The sequence below is a fragment of the Pseudomonas sp. TMW 2.1634 genome, from assembly GCF_001703595.1.
Lineage (GTDB): Bacteria > Pseudomonadota > Gammaproteobacteria > Pseudomonadales > Pseudomonadaceae > Aquipseudomonas > Aquipseudomonas fragi.
In genome coordinates, this window is the sequence record NZ_CP016849.1 from 263,474 (window position 1) to 289,762 (window position 26,289).

Here is a 26,289-nt window from a genome sequence, read left to right on the forward strand (position 1 = left end):
CACCGCCATTAAAGCCAGGAGGCCAAGATGGCAAAGCGGTATGAACTCCCCGACGCAGCCTGGGATCTGGTTGCAGATATCTTCACCAAAAATCAGCGCACCGGGCGCCCTCGGGCCGATGATCGCCTGATGCTAAACGGTATTCTCTGGGTGCTTTGCTCTGGCGCAGCCTGGCGAGACATGCCCGAACGATTCGGCCCTTGGTCAACGATCTATCAACGGTTCCGGGGATGGCGTGATTGCGGAGCTTTTGATCAGATGCTCAAGCGTCTTCATATCCGATTGAATGAGCAGGGTTTGATTGACTTGGAAACATGGATGATCGACTCCACTGCCGTACGAGCAACCCGGGCCTCATCAGGTGCCGGGAAAAAAGGGGATTTGAAGAACCGCAAGACCACGCGCTCGGGCGCAGCCGGGGTGGCCTGACGACCAAGATTCACATGCTGTGCGACGCCAATGGTGTGCCTCTGCGTTTCCTGTTGTCAGGCGGACAAGCCAGCGATATAGCCTATGCCCAACCGCTACTCGATCAGGCTTGCATACCCAGCCTGCGCGGTCGCCCACGCAAGCGTTGCCGCTGGTTGCTGGCTGACAAGGGTTACGACGCTGAAGCGCTGCGCCAGTATTGTGATCGTTATCGCATGCAGCCAGTCATTCCGTTGCGAAGCATGAAGCGCAAAACCAAGCCAGGATTGCCTCGACTTTTTGATCGCCCCAAATATCGGCAGCGCAACATCATCGAACGCATGTTTGGCTGGCTGAAGGAGAACCGTCGCATCGTGACGCGCTTCGACAAGCTCGCAACAAGTTTTGCGGCGATGGTCTCATTGGCCTGCGCTATGCGGTGCTTGCGACAATACTTTACGTACAGAGCCTAAAATCCTTTTTTTGACCGTTAAGAAAGTGATTGCGAGGGATGGAATCTCTCAAGTGGATAATGTCACCATGGAACCCTTTACGGGCAGTGTGGTGCCGCTGCAAAAAAATACGAACGATAAGGAACTGTGATGAACGATATAATTTTGCGTTTGATTGAAGAAGCCATGGAAGCAGATGAAAACACTCTCTCACTGGGTCAGCCTCTGGATTGGGATTCTGTTGCGGTCATTACGTTCATGGCACTGGTTGATGAGCGCCTGAACAAGGCTGTCTCTGCTGATCGCTTGAATAAATGTGAAACGGTAGATGAAGTCGTTGAGCTCATTGCGGCTTAAATAATAAAGTGCAACTCCGTTATGGCGTGTGTGCTCAGTTGGCCTGCCAGCTGGGCATGCCGTACGTGTTCGGTGTGAAGTTTTATAGATCAGGCTTATCTGGGCGCAGTGGAGGCCCAATGTCATCAACTTTGGAAATTATCCATAAATATCATATAATTAGCGCTCAAATCAGTGCATGGGAGAAGCCCTTTTGACTACCTATACCGCATCGCTTGACACCGCCAGCCAAGCCCTGGTTTGAAAATTGTACAAAAAATAACCAGTCCGCTCGATTGTCCCGCCTTCATCGCCGCCCACCGCCAGAATCCTCAAGACTTTACCCGCCGACGCCAGCTCACCTTCAAGAACCTCGTCCTGTTCCTGCTCAATCAGCCGCGCACGGCCCTGCAAACCGAACTCGATCAGTTCTATCGCGTACTCAATCAGGCGTCGACTGAGACGCAAATGGTCACTGCGCAGGCCTTCTGCAAAGCGCGCAAAAAGCTCAACCCCGAGGTATTTGAAAGTCTCAATCACCTCCTGCAGCAACAAATTGACTGCTTCGGGCTGCGTCAGAAGTGGCGTGGGCTGAGGGTGCTCGCGGTGGATGGCTCGACCGTGCATTTACCCCTGGAGTCGACCATGGCGACCTTCTTTGGCAGTCACTCTGGCTTTCCCATGGCTCGCTTGTCCACACTCTACGAAGTCGCTGACGGTCAAACCCTGCATAGCCTGATCGTGCCCCTGACCGTCGGCGAGCGCGACTGTGCCCATCTGCACCTTGAGCACCTGCCGGCTGACAGCCTGACGCTGTTTGACCGTGGTTACCCTGGGCACTGGTTATTCGCGCTGTTCGCGCAGCAACAGCGGCACTTTCTGATGCGCCTGCCCTGTGGCTATAACGCCCAGGTCAAAGCGTTTCTATACTCTGGCCAAGTTGAAGACACACAGCTTTTCGTGGCCAACCATCCTGAAGCACGTCTGTTCTGCTCCGAGGCTGGCGTTGATCCTGCCAGCCAGATCGAGCTGAGACTGATCCGGGTCGAGTTGGCCAACGGCGAAAGCGAGGTATTGCTGACCTCGTTGCTGGATCGAGAAGCCTTTCCCGCTGAGGTGTTTGCCGAGCTTTACCACCGCCGCTGGGGCATCGAAACCGACTTCCGTCGCCTCAAACAAACCCTGACGCTGGACAACTTCAGCGGCCGCAGCGTGACTGCTGTAAAGCAGGACTTTCATGCCGCTCAACTGTTGAAGAACCTGGCGCTGTTGATGCAGCACCTGCTACAGCCGGTCATCGAACAGCGCCACAAAGGTCGCAAGCTGCGATGGAAAGTCAACTTCACCCAAGGCGTGTCACGGCTCAAAAATACCCTGGTCGAGCTGCTGGTGCGGCACTGTGCTCAGGGGCTGAGCAATGTGCTGGCCTTGATGGCTAAAAGCCTCAGTGCCGTACGCTCAGGCCGTAGCTTTGCGCGCCAACGCAAACGCGCAGCCAGCCGAGGTTGTGAGGGCTACAAACCGACGCGCTGAAGAAACACCACCGCCCAACCTCCGTGCAAAAAAAAGCTGGCCACAAGCGGTCGGCATAGGCTCGTCCGGAGAACGAGAAATCTCGCCTAGACAGCCGGAACAGACGATGATCACATCACCGCCAGCCCAGTTAGACCGCCTGATTGAGCGGCAGAGGCCTGGTCATCGCCCGACGGCCATGGCGGCTGGCTGCTTCGGGGGGCTTGCCTTGGGCAGGGCTGCAGCTTAGGTTGATGACATTGAGTGGAGGCCTGCACCGTCAGGGTGCACGAGGTCGAGGGGGGCGGTGCTTTAAAGGTAATAGGCGCCGGGCTGTTAAGTGGTTAGGATATCAATGTTTTTTATTTAAAAGTTGCCGTTTGTATTTGGCTAAAGTGCTATCCAGTTTGCCGCTTTAGCCTGGTTTTGCTCAAACAGTTTTATACAAATAGGCCGTTTTTTTTTGTGTGTCGAGTTCAATGAGCGCCGGGCTCATGAGTCACGCTGTAGTTAGTTTCTGAATTCACTAAATATGTATATGTTCTTGGGCTGCGTCAGGGGCGTTAAACCTGTCTTCGTGTTCGCAGTTGTCTAGCTAACCGAACTCGGAGGGTGCGCTCTTTGATACAGGCGCTTCATTTTCATGGCGTCGTATATTGTTTTCTTGCGCGGCCAGTCAGCGTTATTCGTGCTACATTCAGACGCATTTTTTGCTGAATGTCGCTTGTTTCTTTGTGATGGGCGAGGCACGTCCTATGGTATCGGAGGCAGCTCATTGGCAGTAATATTCAGCCTCAAAGGAGGGGCCACTTTGTGACGCAACTCAATCCTTTTTCATTGTCCGGCAAACATATTCTTGTCACCGGGGCCTCCTCCGGGATCGGTCGTGACGTTGCTATTTGGTTAAGTAAGCAGGGAGCAGTCATTACGTTGGTTGCGCGTGACGTTGAGCGCCTTAAAGCCTCTTTGGACCTTTTGGAAGGTATGGGCCATACAGTTGAGGTCGTCGATTTCCTGGACGGTACTGATATTTCTCAATGGCTTAAATCTGTAGCAAGCTTGTCGTCACCCTTTGATGGTCTGGTCCATGCGGCAGGTGTACAGATGCCTATGCCGATTCGTGCAACGAGTCTGTCGCATTGGGAAAAAATCATGTCGACCAACGTGACTTCCGGATTTTCATTGATCAAGGCGTTTCGTCAAAAAGGTGTATGCAATCCTGATTCAAGCATCGTTCTTATTTCTTCGGTCATGGCACAAGCCGGAGAGCCTGCCCTGCTTGGATATTGCGCCAGCAAAGGTGCTGTCGAGTCCATGGTCAGGGCTGCAGCTGTGGAGCTCGCGCGTGAAGGTATCCGTGTCAATGCGATTGCGCCCGGTATAGTGCAGACCGAGCTTGTTGATACCTTGCAAAGTCTGGTCGGCGCCGACTCAATGAAGGCTATTGAGCAGCGTCACCCATTAGGCTTTGGTAAAACTGAAGATGTTGCTTACGCTGCCAACTACTTATTGTCCCCAGCAGCGCGCTGGGTTACGGGCACAGCAATGGTTGTTGATGGGGGGTACTTGGCGTGATAACGACAAAAAAACTGGTCATCATGGGGGCCGGCGGTTTCGGGCGAGAAGTCCACGCTTGGTTGCTGGATACTATTAAGAATGGTTCTTGTAGGCCTACCAGCGATACCGTATGGGAAATAGCCGGTTTTATTGACGACACCAGCAATGCTCCGGATGTTTTTCCTGGTCTGCCGCCCATTTTATCTAAAATTGACGAGTTTGTACCCTCGCCCAACACATTCGTTGTTTGCGCGATCGCCAGCCCGGCGGCCAAGAAACAATTAACTGCAAAGTTGCTTGCCAAAGGGGCAGAGTTTTTCACTCTGATTCACCCCACGGTGGTAATCGGAACCAACGTAGTCATCGGCAAGGGGACTGTCATTTGTCCCTTGACGGTGCTGACTACCGACCTTCTTGTTGGCGAGTTTGTGACAATAAACTTGGGTTGCGCAGTCGGGCATGATAGCGCGATTGCTGACTACTGCACCCTGAGTCCTCATTGTGATGTGACCGGCGGAGTCAAGCTGATGGAAGGGGCTTTCCTGGGCTCTCATGCCGTGATTGTTCCTCACGTAACGGTTGGCGAGTTTGCTGTCGTCGGAGCCGGTAGTGTTGTCATTCGAAAGGTTGCTCCAGGTACCACAGTCTTTGGTGTTCCAGCTAAACGTATTTCGGGATAAAAAATGAACCAGTTCGCCAAAATCACAGCTATCGAATATGTTCTGCCAGTGCAAACGCTGTCCAATGAAGACTTGGCACGCGACTTTCCAGAGTGGAATGTTGACAAAATCTTTAGTAAGACCGGTATCAATAAGCGTCAGGTAGTCAGCGTTGATGAATGTGCGTCAGATCTTGCTTTCAACGCCTGTGAAAAACTGCTGAACGCGATTGAGCTTGAACGCTCGGCGATTGATTTCATTATTCTCTGTACCCAAAGCCCGGATTATTTTTTACCGGCAACGGCTTGCATTCTTCAGGATCGCTTGGGGCTTTCTACTCAATGCGGAGCGTTTGATTACAATCAGGGTTGCTCTGGCTTCATCTATGGTCTGGGTCTGGCTAAAGGGCTGGTTGAAACAGGTCAGGCCAAGAATGTGTTGCTGGTCACGGCAGAGGCCTACAGCAAATACATTCACCCGGCGGATAAAAGTGTCCGTACGCTTTTTGGTGATGCGGCTGCAGCGACATTGATCCAGGCCGTTGCAGAAGGTCCGTGTATTGACCGTTTCCGTTATGGCACCGACGGATCAGGTGCTAAAAATCTGATAGTTCCTATTGGCGGTTCTCGCAATCCTGCTGCACTGAATGTAAATCCTGAGCTGTACACGGACGACAGCGGCAATGCCCGTACTGACGCTAACCTGTATATGAACGGCGCTGAAATATTCGAGTTTTCAATGACGCGAATTCCACAGCTGTTTGCTTCTCTGTTTGATGAATCGTTCACAGTCGAAAACGTCGACTTATTTGCTTTCCATCAGGCGAACAAGTTCATGCTTGATTCCTTGCGTCGACGTATCAAATTACCTGCCGAAAAATTTATTGCCGAGTTCGAACACTGCGGCAATACTGTTTCGTCCAGCATTCCGATAGCGCTCAAAGAGTCAATGCTCAAAGGGGTTTTGACGGAAGGTAAAACGGTTGTCGGTGTCGGTTTTGGAGTTGGCTATTCTTGGGCAGGCTGCGTTATCAAGTGGTGAGAGTGCTCACTTGTCAGTGCTCATCATCTGCGGCGTCATGGAGATATTTCTGTGTTAAATACTAATTTTTCTTGCTGGCCTTCTTTCACGGAAGAAGAAGCAGACGCTGTCCGAAATGTCATTTTGTCCAATAAGGTCAACTATTGGACTGGCCAAGAAACGCGCACCTTCGAGAAGGAGTTTGCCGCGTGGTCCGGTACCGAATACGCAGTCGCATTGGCCAACGGTACTGTGGCCCTGGACCTCGCGCTGAAAGTCTTGGGGGTCGGCAGCGGCGATGAGGTTGTTGTTACATCGCGTACCTTTTTGGCGTCCGTTTCCAGCATTGTCAATGCAGGTGCAGCTCCCATCTTTGCAGATGTCGATCTGGATTCACAAAATATTACGGCTGAAAGTATTCGTGCCGTATTGACCCCCGCACCAAGGCACTGATCTGTGTTCACCTGGCGGGCTGGCCCTGTGACATGGACCCGATCATGGCCCTTGCCAATGAACATGGCCTGAAAGTGATCGAGGATTGCGCCCAGGCTCACGGCGCTTATTATAAAGGTCGCCCGGTCGGCTCCATTGGTCATATCGGCGCCTGGTCGTTTTGCCAGGACAAGATCATGACTACAGGCGGTGAGGGCGGCATGGTCACCACCAATGATCGCCAGCTATGGGCAGACATGTGGGCTTACAAGGATCATGGCAAAAGCTGGGAAGCGGTTTACGAGCGTGAGCACGCACCTGGTTTCCGCTGGCTGCACGAAAGCTTCGGAACGAACTGGCGGATGCTTGAAGTGCAGGCGGTGATCGGCCGGATTCAGTTGCGCCGCATGCAGGACTGGCACCGTGCGCGTCTCGATAATGCCAAGGCCATCTGGACTGCTGCCCGGCAACTGCCTGCGCTACGCGTTCCCGACCTGCCAGACGATGAAGTACATGCAGCCTACAAGTGCTATGTTTTTGTTCGCCCGCAATGCTTGAAACCGGATTGGTCCCGCGACCGTATTCTCAATGAGATCATCGCCCTGGGCGTGCCAGCTTTTTCTGGCTCTTGTTCCGAGGTTTATCTGGAGAGGGCGTTCGACAACACCGACTGGCGCCCGACGCAACGCCTGGCCAATGCCAGGGAACTGGGCGAGACGAGTATGATGTTTATGGTTCACCCAACCTTGACCGGTGAAGAGATCGGCTTGACCTGCAGGGTGATCAGTGATGTTGTTCAGCAAGCTTCGTTGCCGTGAGGTGTAACCTTGCGGCAAAGGGAAGGGGCATGGCTGTTGCAGTGCGTTGATGGTTTTTTAGGGCAGTAAAGGTGTTCAGGGGTTTATGGATAAAATTCGAGCGTACTTACTCAACCTTTCGCGGCGACAAAAACGCGTTATACAGGTCACCACCGATGTAGTGCTCGTCTGGATAGCGTTGTGGCTTGCCTTCGTTGTGCGCCTGGGGATTGACGAAATGATCAATCCTTTCAAGGTACACTTCTGGCTGTTTGTCGTTGCCCCGGTTGTCGCCATTCCTTTTTTTATCCGTTTCGGCATGTACCGCGCCGTCATGCGTTATTTCGGCAACGATGCGCTGATTGCCATCATCAAGGCGGTCAGTCTGTCGTCGCTGGTCCTGGCCGCGGTGATGTATTGGTACAGCTCCCCTGAAAATGCCGTGCCACGCTCGATAATCTTCAACTACTGGTGGCTGAGCCTGATCTTGCTCGGTGGCTTGCGCCTGGCCATGCGTCAATACTTTCTGGGCGACTGGTTTGCGGCTGTCCAGCATGTACCGTTTACCAATCGCGATGACGGCCTGCCGCGCGTGGCCATCTACGGGGCCGGCGCCGCAGGCAACCAGCTGGTAGCCGCCTTGCGCATGGGGCGCGCCATGCGGCCCGTGGCGTTTATCGACGATGATGAAAGTATTGCAGATCGCATCATCTCTGGCTTGCAGGTTTACAAGCCTGAACATATTCAGCAAATGATCGAACGCACAGGCGCCCAGGAGCTGCTGCTGGCCGTCCCTTCTTCGTCCCGGGCCCGTCGCCGCGAGATTCTGGGCTTGCTCGAGGGGTTCCCTCTGCATGTGCGCAGTGTTCCAGGTTTTATGGATCTGGCCAGTGGCCGGGTCAAGGTTGACGATATCCAGGAAGTGGATATCGCCGATTTGCTGGGCCGCGACCCGGTACCTGCGCAAGGTGAGCTGCAGGAGCGTTGCATCAAGGGCCAGTGTGTCATGGTCACAGGGGCTGGCGGCTCGATCGGTTCGGAGTTATGCCGGCAGATCCTGGCGTTGAAGCCAACCACGCTGCTGCTGTTCGAGCACAGCGAGTTCAACCTGTACAGCATCTTTGGCGAGCTGGAACGCCGGGTCAGCCTGGAATCGCTGTCGGTGAAAGTACTGCCGATCCTGGGTTCTGTGCGTAACCCGCACAAATTGCTGGATGTGATGAAGACCTGGCATGTCGATACGGTGTATCACGCTGCCGCCTACAAACATGTGCCAATGGTTGAGCACAATATTGCCGAAGGTGTTCTGAACAACGTTATCGGTACGCTCAACACTGCTCAGGCAGCCCTGCAGTCGGGTGTATCGAACTTCGTTCTGATCTCCACAGACAAGGCGGTGCGGCCGACCAATGTGATGGGCAGTACCAAGCGCCTTGCCGAAATGACCCTGCAAGCACTCAGTCGTGAAGTGGCGCCTGTGCTGTTCGGTGACCCGGCCAATGTGTCACGGGTGAATAAAACCCGTTTTACTATGGTGCGTTTTGGCAATGTGCTGGGCTCTTCCGGGTCGGTGATCCCGCTGTTTCACAAGCAGATCAAGGCCGGCGGCCCGCTGACCGTGACTCACCCGAAGATTACCCGCTACTTCATGACCATCCCGGAAGCCGCTCAACTGGTGATTCAGGCCGGTTCAATGGGGCAGGGGGGGGATGTATTTGTCCTTGATATGGGTGAGCCGGTGCGCATTGTCGAACTGGCCGAGAAAATGATCCATCTGTCTGGCTTTAGCGTGCGCTCGGACAAGAATCTGCATGGTGACATTGAGATCGAGTTCACCGGCTTGCGCCCTGGCGAAAAGCTTTACGAAGAGTTGCTGATTGGCGACAACGTAGTCGCGACCCGCCACCCCATGATCATGTGTGCCAACGAGGACATGTTGCCTTGGGATGAACTCAAGCAGCGAGTGTCGCAATTGCTTGAGGCGGTTGATCAGGATGACTATGTGCGCGTGCGCCAGTTGTTGCGTGAGACGGTCAGCGGTTATGCCCCCGAGGGTGAGATTGTTGACTGGATTCACCAGCAGCGCCGTGTCGAGCCATCCTGATTACATACCCTGCAACGCTCTGGTTTTTGACACTCTTTAACCATCGCCTAAGTTTGAAATACAGCTCAGGAAAGCTGTTTTCAACTTAACGATGTTATGGAGTGTCAATTATGCGTACCGCTTTTCTCTCTTCGATGTTCTTTGCCTTGATGGTGGGTGTTACCGGTGTGGCCCATGCCACGCCGGCGGCAGGTGCTGTTGAGTCGGTGGTAGCTGTGCCAGCAGTGTCGGATGCCAAGGTGGTGACAATAAACATCAACACCGCGGATGAGGCCACCCTGCAGCGTGAACTCTCTGGCGTAGGCCCTGTTAAAGCCCGGGCGATCGTGGCTTACCGCGACGCCAATGGTGACTTTGCTTCAATCGATGAGTTGCTTGAGGTCAAAGGCATAGGCAAGGTTATCTTCGACAGAAACCGCGACAAGATTGCGATCAACTGAACGCCGGGCTACTGAACGGAAAAAGCCAGTCTATGACTGGCTTTTTTGTGCCTGGCTGTAAGTGTTCAGGCCGGTGGCACTGATTGCTTCAAGGCACTGCGTGTGACGTCGAAAATCTTGTGTTTTAGCGCGTCACTCTCGGCACCGCGGGCGAGAACCAATGCGCCGACCAGGGTGGCGAAGATCACGATGCTCTTGTCTTCGCTGTCTGCCCCTTGCAGGGTGGCTTGTATCTGTTTGAGCCTGGCGTCGATGACATGGTCGGTGGTAGCACTGGCCTGGCCCTGCTGGGCCATCTCCACGGACATGGTCGGCAACGGACAGCCTTCATGGGGTGAGGTCAGGTGCCATTCAGACAAGTAAGCATCGATAAAGGCATGCAGCGGCTGGGGCTGGCTGAACAGTTCGGCGCAGATGCCGTCAACCTGGCTGGCGGCGTGCTGCAAGGCTTTTTCTACCAGGTCGTTCTTGGATGAAAAGTGGGCATAGAACCCCCCGTGAGTAAGGCCCAGTGATTTCATCAGGGGCTGCAGGCCTGTCGCACCAATACCGTCTCGTCGAAAGAGTCCGGATGCTTCTCTGACGATGCGCTGATGGGTTTGGGCTTTATGATCGTGTGAGTAGCGCATGGCAGGTGTCTCTTTATGCAATGGACCATCATAGCGTCGACCTTCAAGCAGATGCAGTGGTAAATCATGCAACTGCTTGTAGGTTTTTCCCACTGATGCTGATTCCTTGAAATGCAGGCCCTGACCGTTTATCTGGTTACCCGTCCTTTGATTCTTTGGCGTCCATTTCGGCATTGCGTTCGGCAACGCGTTTGCGTTGCTCATCGGTCAGTTCAACTTTGTTGGCGGTGTCACGCAGGGTCATCAGGGCGCCGAGGATGGCACCAATGGCGACGACGATAATTAACCAGGCATACCAAGGCATAGAGTGTTCTCCGTGTTTAATGCCGCACAGGGCTGGGTTGCAGTGTGCGGCGATTTATCCTGTTAAGTCAGTAAGTGTTCGATGCTTTCAGTGTAGGCCGGTTATTCGCGCGTGTATGGGATAACCTTGGGAATGACTAAAAACGTGAATTTGCGATCATCGGGTGCCGGTTAGCGGCTGGTTCCGCTACAATGCGCGCCGATTTCGACCAGCCTGAGAACCCGCTAATGTCCGACTGCCAGACTCCTATTATCGTCGCCCTGGATTTCCCAACGCGTGACGCCGCATTGAAACTGGCTGATCAGTTGGACCCCAAGCTGTGCCGCGTCAAGGTGGGCAAAGAGCTGTTCACCAGCTGTGCTTCGGAAATTGTCGGCACTTTGCGCGACAAGGGTTTTGAAGTGTTCCTGGACCTGAAGTTCCACGATATCCCCAATACCACGGCAATGGCGGTCAAGGCCGCTGCCGAAATGGGCGTATGGATGGTGAACGTTCATTGTTCCGGCGGCTTGCGCATGATGGCCGCTTGCCGTGAAGTGCTCGACAAGCGTACCGGCCCGCAGCCGTTGTTGATTGGCGTGACCGTGCTGACCAGCATGGAGCGCGAAGACCTGGCCGGTATCGGTCTGGATATCGAGCCTCAGGAGCAGGTGCTGCGCCTGGCAGCCTTGGCCGAGAAGGCCGGAATGGACGGCCTGGTGTGTTCGGCTCTGGAAGCGCAAGCGCTGAAAGCTGCGCACCCGAGCCTGCAGTTGGTGACGCCGGGGATTCGTCCTGCGGGCAGTGCGCAAGATGATCAGCGCCGTATCCTGACCCCTCGCCAGGCACTGGATGCCGGTTCTGACTATCTGGTGATCGGTCGCCCGATCAGCCAGGCAGCCGACCCGGCCAAGGCACTTGCTGCGGTGGTCGCTGAGCTGGCTTAAGGCTGTTTGCGACCGGTCTGATGCTGTGGGAGCGGGCTTGCGCCTGTATAGCGAGCAAGCCCGCTCCCACCCACCCTTATGTGGCGTGTCAGACCTTCAACACCAGCTTGCCGTGATTTTCCCCGCTGAACAGCTTCGCCAGGCTCTCCGGGAAGCTTTCCAGGCCTTCAACAATATGCTCTTTGCTTTTCAACTGGCCCTTGAGCAGCCAGCCCGCCATCTCTTGCCCGGCCGCTGCATAGCGATCGGCATAGTCCATCACCACAAAGCCTTCCATACGCGCGCGATTGACCAGCAGTGACAAGTAGTTGGCCGGGCCTTTCACGGCTTCCTTGTTGTTGTACTGGCTGATGGCGCCGCAGATGATGACCCGCGCCTTGAAATTCAGGCGGCTGAGGACTGCGTCGAGAATATCGCCGCCCACATTGTCGAAAAACACATCAACGCCTTTAGGGCATTCGCGCTTGAGGCCTGCGAGCACATCTTCGCTTTTGTAGTCGATGGTGCCGTCGAAGCCAAACTCATCGACCAGTCGCGCGCATTTTTCCTCGCCACCGGCGATGCCCACTACGCGGCAGCCCTTCAACTTGGCGATTTGCCCGGCAATGCTGCCAACAGCCCCCGCTGCGCCGGAGATCACCACGGTGTCTCCTGCTTTGGGTGCGCCAACATCCAGCAATGCGAAGTAGGCGGTCATGCCGGTCATGCCCAGTGCGGACAGATACACCGGCAGCGGTACCAATTTCGGATCGACTTTGTAGAAACCGCGTGGCTCGCCGACGAAGTAATCCTGCACGCCCAAGGCACCGTTGACGTAATCCCCGACGGCAAAGCCCGGGTGTGCCGAGGCGATGACCTTGCCCACACCGAGGGCGCGCATCACATCGCCCAGCGCTACCGGCGGGATATAGGACTTGCCCTCGTTCATCCAGCCACGCATGGCCGGGTCGAGGGACAGGTATTCGTTCTTGACCAGGATCTGCCCCTCTTTGGGCTGTACCACGGGCACTTGCTGGAAGGTGAAGGTGTCGCGGGTTGCTGCACCGACTGGACGTTTGGAGAGCAGGAATTGGCGGTTTGTCTGGTCAGTCATTGCTATAACTCATTGGAGATTGATCTCTGTTGATAGACCTTCTCAAGCCGCAGGGCAAGTGAATGCGCGTTTACGAATAGGTTTTTATCAGTGGCGGTGATGGTTGTAGGCAGGCTTTTATCACTCGGATAAATAAGCGGATGACCGTGCCTGAATGTTTCGGGGCACCGATGCACTCTGCTGAGGATTACACCAATGGGCATGACGTTTACGGGGCAAGTGGCTGTGGTAACGGGCGCCGGAGCAGGCATAGGCCGGGCCACGGCCCTGGCGTTTGCCGCCGAAGGCCTGAAAGTGGTGGTGGCTGATCGGGATGTGGCAGGCGGCGAAGATACGGTGGCTCGGATAAAGGCGGCGGGTGGCAGTGCGGCTTTTGTAAGTTGCGATGTCACTGTTGAGGCTCAGGTAAAACATCTGATGGAACAGGTGATCAGCACCTACGGTCGCCTGGACTATGCCTTTAACAATGCCGGGATCGAGATCGAGCAAGGGCGCCTGGCCGACGGCACTCTGGACGAGTTCGACGCGATCATGGGAGTGAACGTCAAGGGGGTATGGTTGTGCATGAAATATCAGTTGCCATTGATGCTGGCCCAGGGCGGCGGGGCGATCGTCAATACCGCCTCGGTGGCCGGGCTGGGCGCTGCGCCGAAAATGAGCATCTACTCGGCGTCCAAGCATGCGGTGATCGGGCTGACCAAATCAGCGGCCATCGAGTATGCGAAAAAGCATATTCGGGTTAACGCCGTGTGCCCCGGGGTGATCGATACGGATATGTTCCGCCGCGCTTATGAGGCCGACCCGCGCAAGGCCGAGTTCGCCGCCGCCATGCACCCGGTGGGGCGTGTCGGTAAAGTCGAAGAAGTGGCCAGCGCCGTGCTGTATCTGTGCTCGGACGGCGCGGCGTTTACCACCGGCCATGCGCTGGCGGTGGATGGCGGGGCACTGGCGATCTGATCGCTTAGCGTGCCTTGACGTTCAGGATCATCAAGGTCAGCACGCCCGCGACAATGCCCCAGAATGCCGAGCCGATCGAAAACAGGGTCATGCCCGATGCGGTGACCATAAAGGTGACCAGGGCCGCTTCACGCTCCCTGGCTTCGCCCATGGCAATGCTCAGGCCGTTCATGATCGAACCGAACAGTGCCAGGGCGGCAATCGACAGCACCAGTTCCTTGGGCAACGAGGCGAACAGGGCGGCCAGAGTGGCGCCGAATATGCCGGCAATGCCATAGAAAATCCCGCACCACATGGCCGCGGTGTAGCGTTTTTTCGGGTCTTCGTGGGCATGGGGGCCGGTGCAGATGGCGGCACTGATCGCCGCCAGGTTGATGCCGTGGGAGCCGAAAGGTGCCAGCAGCAAGGAGGCCACGCCGGTGGTGGTGATCAGCGGCGAGGCCGGTACGTCATAGCCATCAGCCCGCAGCACGGCGATGCCCGGCATGTTTTGCGAGGTCATGGCCACCACGAACAGCGGGATGCCGATGCTGATGGTCGCGGCCAGCGAGAATGATGGCGTGGTCCATACCGGTACGGCCACTTCAAGGGCAAAACCGCTGAAGTCCAGCAGCCCGAGCATGCCCGAGAGCAGGGTGCCGATCAGCAGCGCCGCCAGCACGGCGTAGCGCGGCGACAAGCGCTTGACGATCAGGTAGGTAAAAAACATGCCGATCACCAGGCCGGTGCGGTGTTGCGCGGCGACGAAAATTTCGCTGCCGATCTTGAACAGGATGCCCGCCAGCAACGCGGCGGCCAGGGATGAGGGGATGCGCTTGACCAGGCGCTCAAAGCTGCCGGTCATGCCGCAGATGATCACCAGTACCGCGCAGGTGATATAGGCCCCGATGGCTTCACCGTAACTGACCCCGCCCAGGCTGGTGATCAGCAGTGCCGCCCCCGGGGTGGACCAGGCGATGGTGATCGGTGTGCGATAACGCAAAGACAAGCCTATGCTGCAAACAGCCATGCCGATTGACAGTGCCCAGATCCACGATGAAATCTGCCCGCTGGTGAGGCCCGCTGCCTGCCCCGCCTGAAACATCAGGACCAGGGAGCTGGTGTAGCCGGTCATCATGGCGATAAAGCCTGCGACCACCGCCGAGGGCGAGGTGTCTGCCAGTGGATGCAAGCGCGGCTGCGTGGCGTCAGTCATGGAACGGTCTTCCTTGTGTGCTATAGGAGTTCGGACAGGCGACAAGCCTAAACGTAAAGGTTGTATTCAGTTGCAATACAGCAGGGTTCGTAAACGACCGTACAGTCGTACTGGCACTGTGCTTTGTGTACAATGCGTCCTGTTTTTTGCATTAATTTCTGGTCGGTGACACCCGTTTACGTACTAACGTAACCCCTTATTCGCCGCCGCTTCCCACACGAGTGCCCATGAACGAACAGTTGCAGCCTCTCAAGAAACAACCCCGCGCTGGCAAGGCCGGCCGCAGTGGAACCCAGGACGATATCGTCTACGCGCATATTTTCGAGGCGATCCTTGAACAGCGTCTGGCGCCTGGCACCAAGTTGAGTGAAGAGGCTCTGGGCGAAATCTTTGGCGTGAGCCGTACCATTATCCGTCGCGCCTTGTCGCGTCTGGCCCATGAAGGGGTTGTTTTGCTGCGCCCCAATCGCGGTGCAGTGGTGGCGAGCCCGAGCGTGGATGAAGCGCGCCAGGTGTTTCTGGCCCGGCGACTGGTTGAAAAGGCGATTACCGAACTGGCGGTGGTGCATGCCACGGCAGATGACCTGGCGCAATTGCGCAAGATGGTGCAGGACGAGCGCGACAGTTTTTCGCGGGGTGATCGCGGTGCCGGGATTCGCCTGTCGGGCGAGTTTCACCTGAAGCTGGCCGAAGCGGCCAAGAATGCGCCGCTGATCAGCTTTCAGCGCAGCCTGGTATCGCAAACGTCACTGATTATTGCCCAGTACGAAAGCGGCAACCGCTCGCACTGTTCGTATGACGAACACATGCAGCTGATTGATGCCATTGAAGCCCGGGATGCCGATCAGGCCGTGCACCTGATGATGCACCACATGGATCACATCGACAGCAAGCTCAACCTCGACGAAGAAAGCGCCTCGGATGACTTGCACGCGGTGTTTTCGCACTTGCTGCAAACCAAGGGCAAAAGCCCCCGGCCTGCTGCCAAGATTTAAGCCTCGGCTGCTCTTGTGGGAGCGGGCTTGCCCGCGATGCAGGCGACGCGGTGCTTTAGTTAAACCGCGCCGATACCCTCGCGAGCAAGCCCGCTCCCACCAGGGAGATTATCAGCGTTGATGCACCAGATTACCTGCCGCATAGGTTTGCTGCACGGTGCGGTCGTCGCCCAGGGTCATCAATACAAACAGCGTTTCGGCGATGTTTTTTGACTGCTTGAGGCGATAGCTCATCAGCGGCGTAGCGTTGTAGTCCAGCACCAGGAAATCAGCGTCGCTGCCCGGTTGCAGATTGCCGATCTTGTCCTCCAGGCGCAGTGCCCGCGCCCCGCCCAACGTAGCCAGGTACAACGACTTGAACGGATTGAGGCGTGCGCCCTGCAGCTGCATGACCTTGTAGGCTTCGTTCAGGGTGTTGAGCAGCGAGAAGCTGGTCCCCGCGCCGACATCCGTGCCCAGGCCCACATTGAGTTTATGTTTTTCGGCCATCGGCAGGTTGAACAGGCCGCTGCCCAAAAACAGGTTGGAAGTAGGGCAGAACGCCACTGCCGAACCGGTCTCGGCCAGTCGCGCACATTCCTCGTCACACAGATGCACACCGTGGGCAAATACCGAGCGTTCACCCAGCAACTGGTAGTGGTCGTACACGTCCAGATAACCCTTGCGCTCCGGGAACAGCGACTTCACCCACTCGATTTCCTGCAGGTTCTCGCTGATATGGGTGTGCAGATACACATCCGGGTATTCGCCCAGCAGCTTGCCCGCCAGGGTCAGTTGCTCCGGGGTGCTGGTCGGCGCGAAGCGCGGGGTGACGGCATAGTGCAGGCGGCCCTTGCCATGCCAGCGTTCGATCAGTGCCTTGCTCTCGCTGTAGCCGGTTTCGGCGGTGTCGGTCAGATAATCCGGGGCGTTGCGGTCCATCATCACCTTGCCGGCGATCAGGCGCAGGTCCAGACGCTGTGCGGCCTCAAACAGGGCATCTACCGATTGCGGGTGTACGCTGCCGAACACCAGGGCCGTGGTGGTGCCGTTGCGCAGCAGTTCCTTTAGGAAAACATCGGCCACTTCGTCAGCATGGGCCTTGTCGGCGAACTGGTTTTCGCATGGGAAGGTGTAGGTGTTGAGCCAATCAAGCAGCTGCTCGCCGTAGGCACCGATCATCCCGGTTTGCGGGAAGTGGATATGAGTATCGATAAAGCCGGGGGTGATCAGCGCATCCTTGTACTCGGTGACTTCAATGTCGGCGCTCAGTGTGCCAAGCAGTTCGCTGGCCGGCCCCACGGCTTTGATCTGGCCGTTGTCGACCACCAGCAAACCGTCTTCAAAATATTCGTAGGAGGCCTCGATCCCGACGTCGGCAGGGTCGGCGATGCTGTGCAAAATGGCGGCGCGATAGGCTTTACAGGTCATGGCAATTCTCAGTGTGTGGCATGGCTGCGTCGTGAAGACGGCAGCAATTGTTTAATGGATTCAGATGACGTGCTGTCGGCGCTCGCAGTGTGCTGGCCGAAATGGGTGTTGTAGGTGGCGATGATTTCGCCGGCGATGGAAATCGCGATTTCAACAGGCAGTTTGCCTTTGACTTCGCTCAGGCCCATCGGGCAGCGCATGCGCTGCAAAGGTGCGGCACCGATACCGCGCTCACGCAGGCGATGCTCAAACTTCACGCGTTTGGTTTTGGAGCCAATCAAGCCGAAGTAGGTAAAGTCGTTGCGTTTAAGCAGGGCAGCGCTGAGTTCCAGGTCCAGGGCGTGATTATGCGTCATGACGATGCAGTAGCAACCCGCTGGCAGTGCATCGACCTCGTCAACTGGCTCATCGGTGACGATTTTTTCCACGCCCGGGGGCATGACTGACGGGAATTCCTGCTCCCGTGAGTCGATCCAGCGCACCCGGCAGGGCAGGCTGGCGAGCAGGGGCACTAGGGCGCGGGCCACATGCCCTGCGCCAAACACCGCAATCTGTGCCTGGACCTGGCCCATCGGCTCGAACAGCAACACCGCCACCCCGCCGCAACACTGGCCCAGGCTGGCGCCGAGGCTGAAACGTTGCAGATGGGTCGCGTGCTTGCCGCTGTCGAGCATCTGGCGGGCAATTTCCATTGCCTTGTACTCCAGGTGACCGCCGCCGATGGTGTCGAAGATTTTATCAGCGCAAATCACCATCTTTGAACCGGCATTGCGCGGGGTCGAGCCTTGCTCTTCGATGATGGTCACCAGCACGCAAGGTTCGCCTTGCTGCTGCAACTCGGCCAGGGCGCTGATCCAGTTATTCATGCTGGTCTCCCGACAGGCTTTTGCGCATTTGCTCACACCCCCACAGCACCCGTTCCGGGGTGGCCGGGGCATCAATCGCAGGTTGCACGCGATAGTCGGCCAGGCTTGCCACCGCGTCCTTGAGCGCGCACCAGGCGGCGATGCCGAGCATAAATGGTGGCTCGCCGACGGCCTTGGAGTGAAACACGGTGTCTTCGGGGTTCTTGCGGTTTTCCACCAGGGTGACGCGCAAATCCAGCGGCATATCGGCCACCGCCGGGATCTTGTAGCTGGCCGGGCCGTTGGTCATCAGCTTGCCCTTGGCGTTCCACACCAGTTCTTCCATGGTCAGCCAGCCAGCGCCCTGGATATAGCCGCCCTCGACCTGGCCGATGTCGATGGCCGGGTTCAGCGAGGCGCCAACATCATGGAGGATATCGGTGCGCAGCATCTTGTATTCGCCGGTCAGGGTATCGACGATGACTTCGGCGCAGGCGGCGCCAAAGGCAAAGTAGTAGAACGGTCGGCCGCGTGCCTGGCTGCGGTCATAGAAAATTTTCGGGGTTTTGTAGTATCCGGTGCTTGAAAGCGACACCTGGCCGAAGTACGCCTGCTGGATCAGGCTTTCAAAACTGATGATCTGCTCGCCAATGCGCACCTGGCCGTTGTGAAAGATCACCGCCTGTTCGTCGACCTGATACTTGCCTGCTGCAAACTCAATTAGACGCTGCTTGATGGTTTCGGCAGCATTTTGTGCGGCCTTGCCATTGAGGTCGGCGCCACTGGACGCTGCTGTAGGCGAGGTGTTGGGCACTTTGTCCGTGTTGGTGGCGGTGATCTGCACACGGCTGATATCCACCTGAAACACCTCGGCCACCACTTGCGCGACCTTGATATTCAAGCCCTGGCCCATCTCGGTGCCACCGTGGTTGAGATGGATGCTGCCATCGGTGTAGATGTGGATCAGCGCACCGGCCTGGTTGAGAAAGCTGGCGGTAAAGGAAATGCCGAACTTGACCGGGGTCAGCGCCAGGCCTTTTTTCAGGATCGGGCTGGCGGCATTGAACGCCTTGATCGCTTCGCGGCGTTCGGCGTACTGACTGCTGGCCTCCAGGTCGGCAGTCATTTCTTCCAGCAGGTTGTGTTCCACGGTCTGGTAGTAGTGGGTCACGTTGCGTTCGGTCTTGCCGTAGTAGTTGGCCTTGCGCACGGCCAGCGGATCGAGGCCCAGGTGGCGGGCGATGCGGTCCATGACTTCTTCGATGGCGACCATCCCTTGCGGGCCGCCGAAACCGCGGTAGGCGGTGTTTGACGCCGTGTTGGTTTTACAGCGATAGCCATTGATCGTTGCATCGCCCAGGTAGTAGGCGTTGTCGGCATGGAACATGGCGCGGTCGACGATGGAGTTGGACAAGTCCGGTGAGCAGCCGCAGTTGCCCGCCAGGTCCAGCACGATGCCCTGCAAGCGGCCGCTGGCGTCGAAACCGACGTCATATTCGATATAGAACGGGTGGCGTTTGCCGGTCATCAGCATGTCTTCGACCCGTGGCAGGCGCATCTTCGTCGGTTGCCCGGTGAGGCGTGCCACCACGGCGCACAGGCAGGCGGGGCTGGCGGCCTGGGTCTCCTTGCCGCCAAAGCCACCGCCCATGCGGCGCATGTCGACGACAATCTTGTTCATCGACACATCCAGTACCTCGGCCACCAGCTTCTGCACTTCGGTGGGGTTTTGCGTGGAGCAGTACACGATCATCCCGCCGTCTTCGGTGGGCATGACCGATGAAATCTGGGTTTCGAGGTAAAAATGTTCCTGCCCGCCGATATGCAGGCTGCCCTGCAGGCGATGTTCAGCCGCGGCCAGTGCGCCGCTTGAGTCGCCCCGCTGATGGGTGTGGGTGTCGAGCACAAAGTGTTTTTGGCGCAGTGCCTGCACCACGTCCAGCACGGGCTCCAGGTCTTCGTATTCGATAATGGCGGCCATTGCCGCCTTGCGGGCGGTGTCCAGATCGCAAGCGGCCACAGCCAGGACCGGCTGGCCGACAAATTCCACCTTGTCGATGGCCAGCAGCGGGTCGCCGGGCAGCAACGGGCCGATGTCCTTCAGACCGGGGATATCTTCGTGGGTGATGACCAGGCGCACGCCTTCGAAGGCGTAGCAGGGCGTGGTGTCGACACGGATGATTCTGGCGTGTGCGCGGTCGGACAGGCGTGCGAAAAGGTGCAACTGGTTGGGGAATTCCAGCCGGTCATCAATGTACTGCGCCTCGCCGCTGACATGTTTTTCAGCGCTGTCATGCTTGACGCTGCGACCTACGCCGGTTTTCAAATCCTGCTGAAAGAGGGAGGTCAGCTCGGCCTGGGTCGGGGCCACTTTGTGATGGTTAGACATAAGCTGTTACCCGCGTCTCAAGGTGTGGCGTTTGCAGTTCGATGAAGTACTTGCGCAGCAGGTTTTGTGCGCTTAGCAGGCGGTATTCCTTGCTGGCGCGAAAGTCCGACAGCGGGGTGAAGTCGTTTGCCAGTGCGGCGCAGGCCCGTTCGATGCTGGCGCTGTTCCAGTCGGCGCCAAGCAAAGCCGCCTCGCAGGCGGCGGCGCGTTTGGCGATGGCCGCCATGCCGCCGAATGCCACGCGGGCACCGGTCACCACGCCGTTGTCGATGTGCAGGTTGAATGCTGCGCAAACGGCGCTGATGTCGTCGTCCAGGCGCTTGGAAATTTTGTAGGCGCGAAATGTCTGGCTGGGATCGGCACGGGGGATGATGATCTTTTCGATAAATTCACCCTCCTGGCGCGCGGTAACCCGGTAATCAATGAAGTAGTCTTCAATGGCCAACGTGCGTCGGGTTTGGCCCTTGCGCAACAACAGCTGCGCGCCGAGGGCAATCAGCAGCGGGGGTGAGTCGCCAATCGGCGAGGCGTTGCCGATATTGCCGCCCAGGGTGCCCTGATTGCGGATTTGCAGTGAGGCAAAACGGTGCAGCAGTTCGCCAAAGTCCGGGTGCTCGGTATTGAGCGTGGCATAGGCATCAGTCAGGGAAACGGCAGCGCCGATTTCAATGCGATCGGCGAAGTGCTCGATGCGCTTCATCTCGGCCACGTTGCCGACGTAGATCATCACCGGCAACGGGCGATGAAACTGGGTGACCTCCAGCGCCAGATCGGTACCGCCTGCCAGCAGCCGGGCCTGGGGCTGGGACTCGTAAAGCTCGGCCAGGTCGCTGACGGTCAAGGGCAGCAGGCAGCGTTTATCGCCGCTGTTGAGTTCGCCGGTCTGGCTTGGGGTGATTGCCTTGAGCTGGGCGATGGTTGCGCTGTGCCGGGCATCGAACTGATCCGGTTGCTGCCCGGCGCAAGCCTGTTCGGCAGCCGCCAGTATGGGCCGGTAGCCCGTGCAGCGACAGAGGTTGCCGGCCAGTGCCTCGTGGGCTTGATGGCCATCAGCCTGGCCGCTGCTGTTTTTTTGCAGGGCGAACAGCGACATCACAAACCCCGGGGTGCAAAAGCCGCACTGCGAGCCGTGGCAGTCAACCATCGCCCGCTGCACGCTGTGCAGCTGGCCCTGGTGTTTCAAGTCCTCGACGCTGATCAGTTGTTTGCCGTGCAGTGCCGAGACAAAGGTCAGGCACGAATTCAGGCTGCGATAGCGCAGCCGCTCAAGGCCCTGGTCGTCCGTGTGCAGCTCGCCGACCACCACCGTGCAGGCGCCGCAGTCACCGCTGGCGCAGCCTTCTTTGGTGCCGGGTTTGTGCAAGTGCTCGCGCAAATAGTTGAGCACGGTCAGGTTGGGGTCCAGCGTGTGCTCGGTGCGCAGCGTCTGGTTGAGTAGGAACTGGATCACGGAAGGCCTCGCATAATCATTATTGTTGTAACGCGGGATGAGTAGAAATCTAGCTAAAGTTGACCTGCGGGTCAAGAAATAGAGCTCGCTCATCCCTGTGATTGATATCCGGGGGATTTATTTGCTTATTTCGTGCCATATTCGGCCTCCGGGGCTCTGCGCGAGGGCCCACCAAGTGCGTTACACTTCGCCCCTGCACTGATAAAAGATTTTGAAGGTAAAACATGACGTTCAAGGCGCCGGACAGCCTCGCCGAGCAAATCGCTCACCACCTCGCCGAACGCATCATTCGCGGCGAGCTAAAGCCTGGGGAACGCATTCAGGAACAGAAAGTGACACTGGCACTCAATGTCAGTCGTGGCTCTGTGCGCGAAGCCTTGCTGATCCTGGAGCGGCGACATCTGATCGCCATCCTCCCGCGCCGCGGCGCCCATGTGACCGAACTTACGGCGCACAAGGTGCAGAGCCTGTGTACGCTGATGAGCGAGATGTACATCCTGCTCGGCAATGCGGTTGCCCAACGCTGGGCGGTGCCGGCTGACCTGGGGCCATTCCTGCAGATTCAGCAGCGTCTGGCCGCCAGCTACGAGCGCCAGGACATCAGCGCCTTTGTTGAAGACAGCTTCAACGTGATGCGTGCGGCGTACCCGTTCGCGGACAACCCGTACCTGCAGGAAACCGTCGAGAACCTGCACCCGGCCATGAGCCGTGCCTATTACCTGGCACTGGATCAGCGCAAGGCCGAGATGAGCGAGTTTCTGGCCTTGTTCGCGCAGCTGCTTGAAGCCGTGCTGGCGCGTGACCTGGCGCAGATTCGCGTGGTGCTGAGCAGCTATGCCCAGCGCAGTTGTGCCCTGGTGCTGTCTGCCTTGACGGCTGCCTGAGCGTGCGCCTGACGTGCATCAAGCTGGCCGGCTTCAAGTCTTTCGTTGACCCGACAACCGTAACCTTCCCGAGCAATATGGCGGCGGTGGTCGGCCCCAACGGTTGCGGAAAGTCCAATATCATCGATGCCGTGCGCTGGGTCATGGGCGAAAGCTCGGCCAAAAACCTGCGCGGCGAGTCGATGACCGACGTCATCTTCAACGGCTCAACCACGCGCAAACCGGTGAGCCAGGCCAGCATCGAGCTGGTGTTCGACAACTCCGACGGCACCCTGCTGGGCGAGTACGCGGCCTACGCCGAGATCTCCATTCGCCGCAAGGTAACCCGCGACAGCCAGACCACTTATTACCTCAACGGCACCAAATGCCGGCGTCGTGATATTACCGATATCTTCCTCGGTACGGGCCTGGGGCCGCGCAGCTACTCGATCATCGAACAGGGCATGATCTCCAAGCTGATCGAGTCCAAGCCCGAAGACCTGCGCAATTTTATCGAAGAAGCAGCCGGCATCTCCAAGTACAAGGAGCGCCGTCGCGAGACCGAAAACCGCATTCGCCGTACCCACGAGAACCTCGCCCGCCTGACTGACCTGCGCGACGAGCTGGGCCGCCAGCTGGAACGCTTGCACCGCCAGGCACAGGCTGCCGAGAAGTACCAGGAATACAAGGGTCAGGAGCGTCAGCTCAAGGCCCAGCTGTCGGCGTTGCGCTGGCAGGCCCTGAACGAGCAGGTGGGCCAGCGCGAAGCGATCATCGGCAACCAGGAAGTCAGCTTCGAAGCCCTGGTGGCCGAGCAGCGCAATGCCGATGCCAGCATCGAACGCCTGCGTGACGGGCACCATGATCTGTCAGAGCGCTTCAATCTGGTGCAAGGACGCTTCTATTCGGTGGGGGGTGATATTGCCCGCGTCGAGCAGAGCATTCAGCATGGCCAGCAACGTTTGCGCCAGTTGCAGGATGACCTGCGCGAAGCCGAACGCTCGCGCCTGGAGACCGAGTCTCACCTGGGGCATGACCGCACCCTGCTGGCGACCCTGGGTGAAGAGCTGCACATGCTTGAGCCCGAGCAGGAACTTACCAGTGCCGCCGCCGAAGAGGCCGCCGCCACGCTGGAAGTGGCCGAACAGACCATGCACGGCTGGCAAGAGCAGTGGGACAGCTTCAACTTGCGCTCGGCCGAGCCCCAGCGCCAGTCCGAAGTGCTGCAAGCGCGCATCCAGCAGCTGGAAACCAGCATGGAACGTGTGGCGGAGCGTCAGCGCCGCTTGGCTGAAGAGCGCGCCTTGCTGGCAGCGGACCCTGAAGACGCAGCGATTCTTGAGCTGAGTGAGCAACTGGCCACCAGCGAGCTGACCCACGAAGAACTGCAGGCCAGCGAAGAGCAACTGGTGGAGCGGCTTGAGCAAGTGCGGCATGACTTGCAACAGGCCACGCAGAACCAGCAGCAGGCTCAGGGTGAGCTACAGCGGCTCGACGGCCGCCTGGCTTCGCTTGAGGCCCTGCAGCAGGCGGCCCTTGACCCGGGCACCGGCACCAGTGAGTGGTTGCGCGATCAGCAGTTGGCCGAGCAACCGCGGCTGGCCGAAGGCTTGCGGGTAGAGCCGGGCTGGGAACTGGCGGTCGAGACCGTGCTGGGGGCCGACTTGCAGGCCGTGCTGGTTGAGGATTTTGCCCGGCTGGATCTGGCGGGTTTTGCCCAGGGCGATTTGCGCCTGGTCAGTGGCGCAGGTCAGGCCTCCCGTTTGGCGGGCAGCCTGCTCGACAAGGTAGACGCCGATTTTGATCTGGCGCCGTGGCTGGCTCAGGTCAGGCCGGTCGAGTCCCTTGAGCAGGCGCTGGCGCTGCGCGCGCAATTGGTCGATGGCCAGAGCCTGATCAGCCGTGATGGTTATTGGGTGGGGCGTAATTTCCTGCGGGTGCGCCGTGCCAGCGAAGCCGAAAGTGGCGTTTTGGCCCGGGGCCAGGAAATTCAGCGTCTGGGGCTTGAGCGCGAAGAGCGCGAAGCCACCCTCGCGACCCTTGAAGAACAGCTGCAAAGCCTGCGTGAGCAGCAGTTGGTGCAAGAGGATTCCCGTGAGCAGGTTCGCCGTCGCTTGCAGGACGAAGCACGCCAGCAGGGTGAGATCAAGGCCAAGCTATCGGCGAGCAAAGCCAAGGTCGAGCAATTGACCCTGCGCCGTCGTCGTCTGGACGAAGAACTGGCCGAGCTGGGTGAGCAGCGCGCGCTTGAGCACGAGCAAGTGGGCGAAGCGCGCCTGTTGTTGCAGGAAGCCCTCGATGCAATGGCCACCGACACCGAACAGCGCGAGTTGTTGCTGGCGCGGCGTGACAGCCTGCGCGAGCAGCTCGACCGGGTGCGTCAAGATGCCCGTCAGCACAAGGATCATGCACACCAGTTGGCGGTTCGACTGGGTTCGCTCAAGGCGCAGCATGACTCCACGCGCCAGGCCCTTGAGCGTCTGCAAATGCAGTCCGAACGCCTGGCTGAAAAGCGCGAGCAGCTCAACCTCAATCTGGAGGAGGGTGAAGCGCCTCTGGAAGAGCTGCGCCTGAAACTTGAAGAGTTGCTCGACAAGCGCCTGAGCGTGGATGAAGAACTCAAGATTGCGCAGACCGCCCTTGAAGACGCCGACCGTGAATTGCGTGACGCCGAAAAGCGCCGCAACCAGGCTGAGCAGCAGTCGCAGCTGATTCGTGGCCAGCTGGAACAGCAGCGCATGGAGTGGCAAGCCCTGAGCGTACGACGTACGGCGTTACAGGATCAGTTGCTGGCAGATGGCTATGACTTGCACGGGGTGCTCGCCACGCTTGATGCCGAGGTCAATGAGCAGCAGGCCGAAGAAGAACTGGAACGCATTGCTGCACGCATTCAGCGTCTGGGCGCGATCAACCTCGCGGCCATCGATGAGTACCAGCAGCAGTCGGAGCGCAAGCGCTACCTCGATGCCCAGGATGCCGATCTGGTCGAAGCACTCGACACCCTCGAAAACGTCATCCGCAAGATCGACAAAGAGACCCGCAGTCGCTTCAAAGACACCTTTGATCAGATAAATGGTGGATTACAGGCGCTTTTCCCAAAAGTTTTCGGTGGCGGCAGCGCTTATTTGGAACTGACGGGCGAAGATTTACTCGATACAGGGGTGACAATCATGGCGCGCCCGCCGGGCAAGAAGAACAGCACGATCCATTTGCTGTCCGGTGGCGAGAAAGCCTTGACTGCCCTGGCCCTGGTTTTTGCCATTTTCAAGCTCAACCCGGCGCCGTTTTGCATGCTCGATGAGGTTGATGCACCGCTGGACGATGCCAACGTAGGTCGCTATGCACGCCTGGTCAAAGAGATGTCGCAGACGGTGCAATTCATCTACATCACCCACAACAAAATCGCCATGGAAATGGCCGATCAGTTGATGGGGGTGACGATGCATGAGCCGGGTTGTTCGCGTCTGGTAGCGGTTGATGTTGAGGAGGCAATGGCAATGGTCGACGCTTGAGCTA

21 protein-coding genes and 1 pseudogene are annotated in these 26,289 nt (G+C 57.8%); 14 read left to right on the forward strand and 8 right to left on the reverse strand.

Annotated elements, in window-relative coordinates:
• The first annotated feature begins 27 nt into the window (after positions 1–27).
• The 9 genes and pseudogenes from BFC21_RS01165 to BFC21_RS01205 all read left to right on the forward strand — a co-directional run bounded on the left by BFC21_RS01165 (position 28) and on the right by BFC21_RS01205 (position 9,717).
• Positions 28–881 (forward strand): IS5 family transposase gene (locus BFC21_RS01165; protein WP_086005488.1). Its coding sequence is split into 2 segments (ribosomal slippage): positions 28–369 and positions 372–881, totalling 852 coding nucleotides; the frame shifts between segments, so codons are not numbered across the junction.
• Positions 882–1,010: 129 nt separating this feature from the next.
• The gene (locus BFC21_RS01170) at positions 1,011–1,217 is read left to right on the forward strand and encodes a phosphopantetheine-binding protein (protein WP_120265526.1); all 207 of its coding nucleotides are present in this window, start codon (positions 1,011–1,013) and stop codon (positions 1,215–1,217) included.
• A 240-nt stretch (positions 1,218–1,457) separates the two neighbouring features.
• Positions 1,458–2,729: an IS4-like element ISPa1635 family transposase gene (locus tag BFC21_RS01175; protein ID WP_023082049.1), complete on the forward strand. Its 1,272-nt coding sequence runs from the start codon at positions 1,458–1,460 to the stop codon at positions 2,727–2,729.
• A 792-nt stretch (positions 2,730–3,521) separates the two neighbouring features.
• Complete coding sequence (locus tag BFC21_RS01180) at positions 3,522–4,283, forward strand: SDR family NAD(P)-dependent oxidoreductase (RefSeq protein WP_120265527.1); 762 nt, start codon at positions 3,522–3,524, stop codon at positions 4,281–4,283.
• Positions 4,283–4,945 (forward strand): acetyltransferase, encoded by a 663-nt coding sequence (locus tag BFC21_RS01185; protein ID WP_162939375.1) that lies wholly within the window; start codon positions 4,283–4,285, stop codon positions 4,943–4,945. Before BFC21_RS01180 ends, BFC21_RS01185 begins: the two co-directional genes overlap by 1 nt.
• 3 nt (positions 4,946–4,948) lie before the next feature.
• A complete protein-coding gene (locus BFC21_RS01190) occupies positions 4,949–5,965 on the forward strand; it encodes a ketoacyl-ACP synthase III (protein WP_120265529.1) in 1,017 nt (338 codons plus the stop codon).
• Positions 5,966–6,016: 51 nt separating this feature from the next.
• Positions 6,017–7,194: pseudogene (locus tag BFC21_RS01195) on the forward strand (DegT/DnrJ/EryC1/StrS family aminotransferase).
• 85 nt (positions 7,195–7,279) lie between these two features.
• Complete coding sequence (locus BFC21_RS01200) at positions 7,280–9,277, forward strand: nucleoside-diphosphate sugar epimerase/dehydratase (protein WP_088379441.1); 1,998 nt, start codon at positions 7,280–7,282, stop codon at positions 9,275–9,277.
• Positions 9,278–9,387: 110 nt separating this feature from the next.
• Positions 9,388–9,717 (forward strand): helix-hairpin-helix domain-containing protein, encoded by a 330-nt coding sequence (locus tag BFC21_RS01205; RefSeq protein ID WP_095004117.1) that lies wholly within the window; start codon positions 9,388–9,390, stop codon positions 9,715–9,717.
• Between the two features lie 65 nt (positions 9,718–9,782).
• On the opposite strand, the gene BFC21_RS01210 is transcribed toward BFC21_RS01205, so the two are convergent.
• Together BFC21_RS01210 and BFC21_RS01215 are read right to left on the reverse strand one after the other, a co-directional pair.
• A complete protein-coding gene (locus BFC21_RS01210; protein WP_016780265.1) occupies positions 9,783–10,346 on the reverse strand; it encodes a TetR/AcrR family transcriptional regulator in 564 nt (187 codons plus the stop codon).
• Positions 10,347–10,482: 136 nt separating this feature from the next.
• Positions 10,483–10,650, reverse strand: a complete 168-nt coding sequence (locus BFC21_RS01215; RefSeq protein WP_016780266.1) for a DUF2897 family protein — start codon at positions 10,648–10,650, stop codon at positions 10,483–10,485.
• 227 nt (positions 10,651–10,877) lie between these two features.
• On the opposite strand from BFC21_RS01215, the gene pyrF reads away from it, so the two are divergent.
• Positions 10,878–11,576, forward strand: coding sequence for an orotidine-5'-phosphate decarboxylase (pyrF, locus tag BFC21_RS01220; RefSeq protein WP_029611337.1), 699 nt, complete (start codon positions 10,878–10,880; stop codon positions 11,574–11,576).
• An 88-nt stretch (positions 11,577–11,664) separates the two neighbouring features.
• Here pyrF and BFC21_RS01225 read toward each other — a convergent pair whose 3' ends face one another.
• The gene (locus BFC21_RS01225) at positions 11,665–12,669 is read right to left on the reverse strand and encodes an NADP-dependent oxidoreductase (protein WP_095004116.1); all 1,005 of its coding nucleotides are present in this window, start codon (positions 12,667–12,669) and stop codon (positions 11,665–11,667) included.
• 195 nt (positions 12,670–12,864) lie between these two features.
• Here BFC21_RS01225 and BFC21_RS01230 point away from each other — a divergent pair, with 195 nt between their 5' ends.
• Positions 12,865–13,626: an SDR family oxidoreductase gene (locus BFC21_RS01230; RefSeq protein ID WP_120265530.1), complete on the forward strand. Its 762-nt coding sequence runs from the start codon at positions 12,865–12,867 to the stop codon at positions 13,624–13,626.
• A 4-nt stretch (positions 13,627–13,630) separates the two neighbouring features.
• On the opposite strand, the gene BFC21_RS01235 is transcribed toward BFC21_RS01230, so the two are convergent.
• A complete protein-coding gene (locus tag BFC21_RS01235) occupies positions 13,631–14,821 on the reverse strand; it encodes a benzoate/H(+) symporter BenE family transporter (RefSeq protein ID WP_088379445.1) in 1,191 nt (396 codons plus the stop codon).
• Positions 14,822–15,048: 227 nt separating this feature from the next.
• On the opposite strand from BFC21_RS01235, the gene BFC21_RS01240 reads away from it, so the two are divergent.
• Positions 15,049–15,816: a GntR family transcriptional regulator gene (locus tag BFC21_RS01240; RefSeq protein ID WP_088379446.1), complete on the forward strand. Its 768-nt coding sequence runs from the start codon at positions 15,049–15,051 to the stop codon at positions 15,814–15,816.
• A 111-nt stretch (positions 15,817–15,927) separates the two neighbouring features.
• On the opposite strand, the gene guaD is transcribed toward BFC21_RS01240, so the two are convergent.
• The 4 genes from guaD to xdhA are packed head-to-tail and all read right to left on the reverse strand — an operon-like array spanning position 15,928 to position 21,910.
• Complete coding sequence (gene guaD / locus BFC21_RS01245) at positions 15,928–17,226, reverse strand: guanine deaminase (RefSeq protein WP_162939270.1); 1,299 nt, start codon at positions 17,224–17,226, stop codon at positions 15,928–15,930.
• An 8-nt stretch (positions 17,227–17,234) separates the two neighbouring features.
• Positions 17,235–18,092 carry a xanthine dehydrogenase accessory protein XdhC gene (gene xdhC, locus BFC21_RS01250; RefSeq protein WP_088379448.1) on the reverse strand — a complete coding sequence of 286 codons (858 nt, stop codon included), beginning with the start codon at positions 18,090–18,092 and terminating at the stop codon, positions 17,235–17,237.
• Positions 18,085–20,460 carry a xanthine dehydrogenase molybdopterin binding subunit gene (gene xdhB / locus BFC21_RS01255; protein WP_088379449.1) on the reverse strand — a complete coding sequence of 792 codons (2,376 nt, stop codon included), beginning with the start codon at positions 20,458–20,460 and terminating at the stop codon, positions 18,085–18,087. The genes xdhC and xdhB overlap by 8 nt, the downstream gene beginning before the upstream one ends.
• Positions 20,453–21,910: a xanthine dehydrogenase small subunit gene (xdhA, locus tag BFC21_RS01260; protein WP_088379450.1), complete on the reverse strand. Its 1,458-nt coding sequence runs from the start codon at positions 21,908–21,910 to the stop codon at positions 20,453–20,455. Before xdhA ends, xdhB begins: the two co-directional genes overlap by 8 nt.
• A gap of 224 nt (positions 21,911–22,134) precedes the next feature.
• On the opposite strand from xdhA, the gene BFC21_RS01265 reads away from it, so the two are divergent.
• Positions 22,135–22,794, forward strand: coding sequence for a GntR family transcriptional regulator (locus BFC21_RS01265; protein WP_088379451.1), 660 nt, complete (start codon positions 22,135–22,137; stop codon positions 22,792–22,794).
• A 2-nt stretch (positions 22,795–22,796) separates the two neighbouring features.
• Positions 22,797–26,285 (forward strand): chromosome segregation protein SMC, encoded by a 3,489-nt coding sequence (gene smc, locus BFC21_RS01270; protein ID WP_120265531.1) that lies wholly within the window; start codon positions 22,797–22,799, stop codon positions 26,283–26,285.
• Positions 26,286–26,289: the final 4 nt, after the last annotated feature.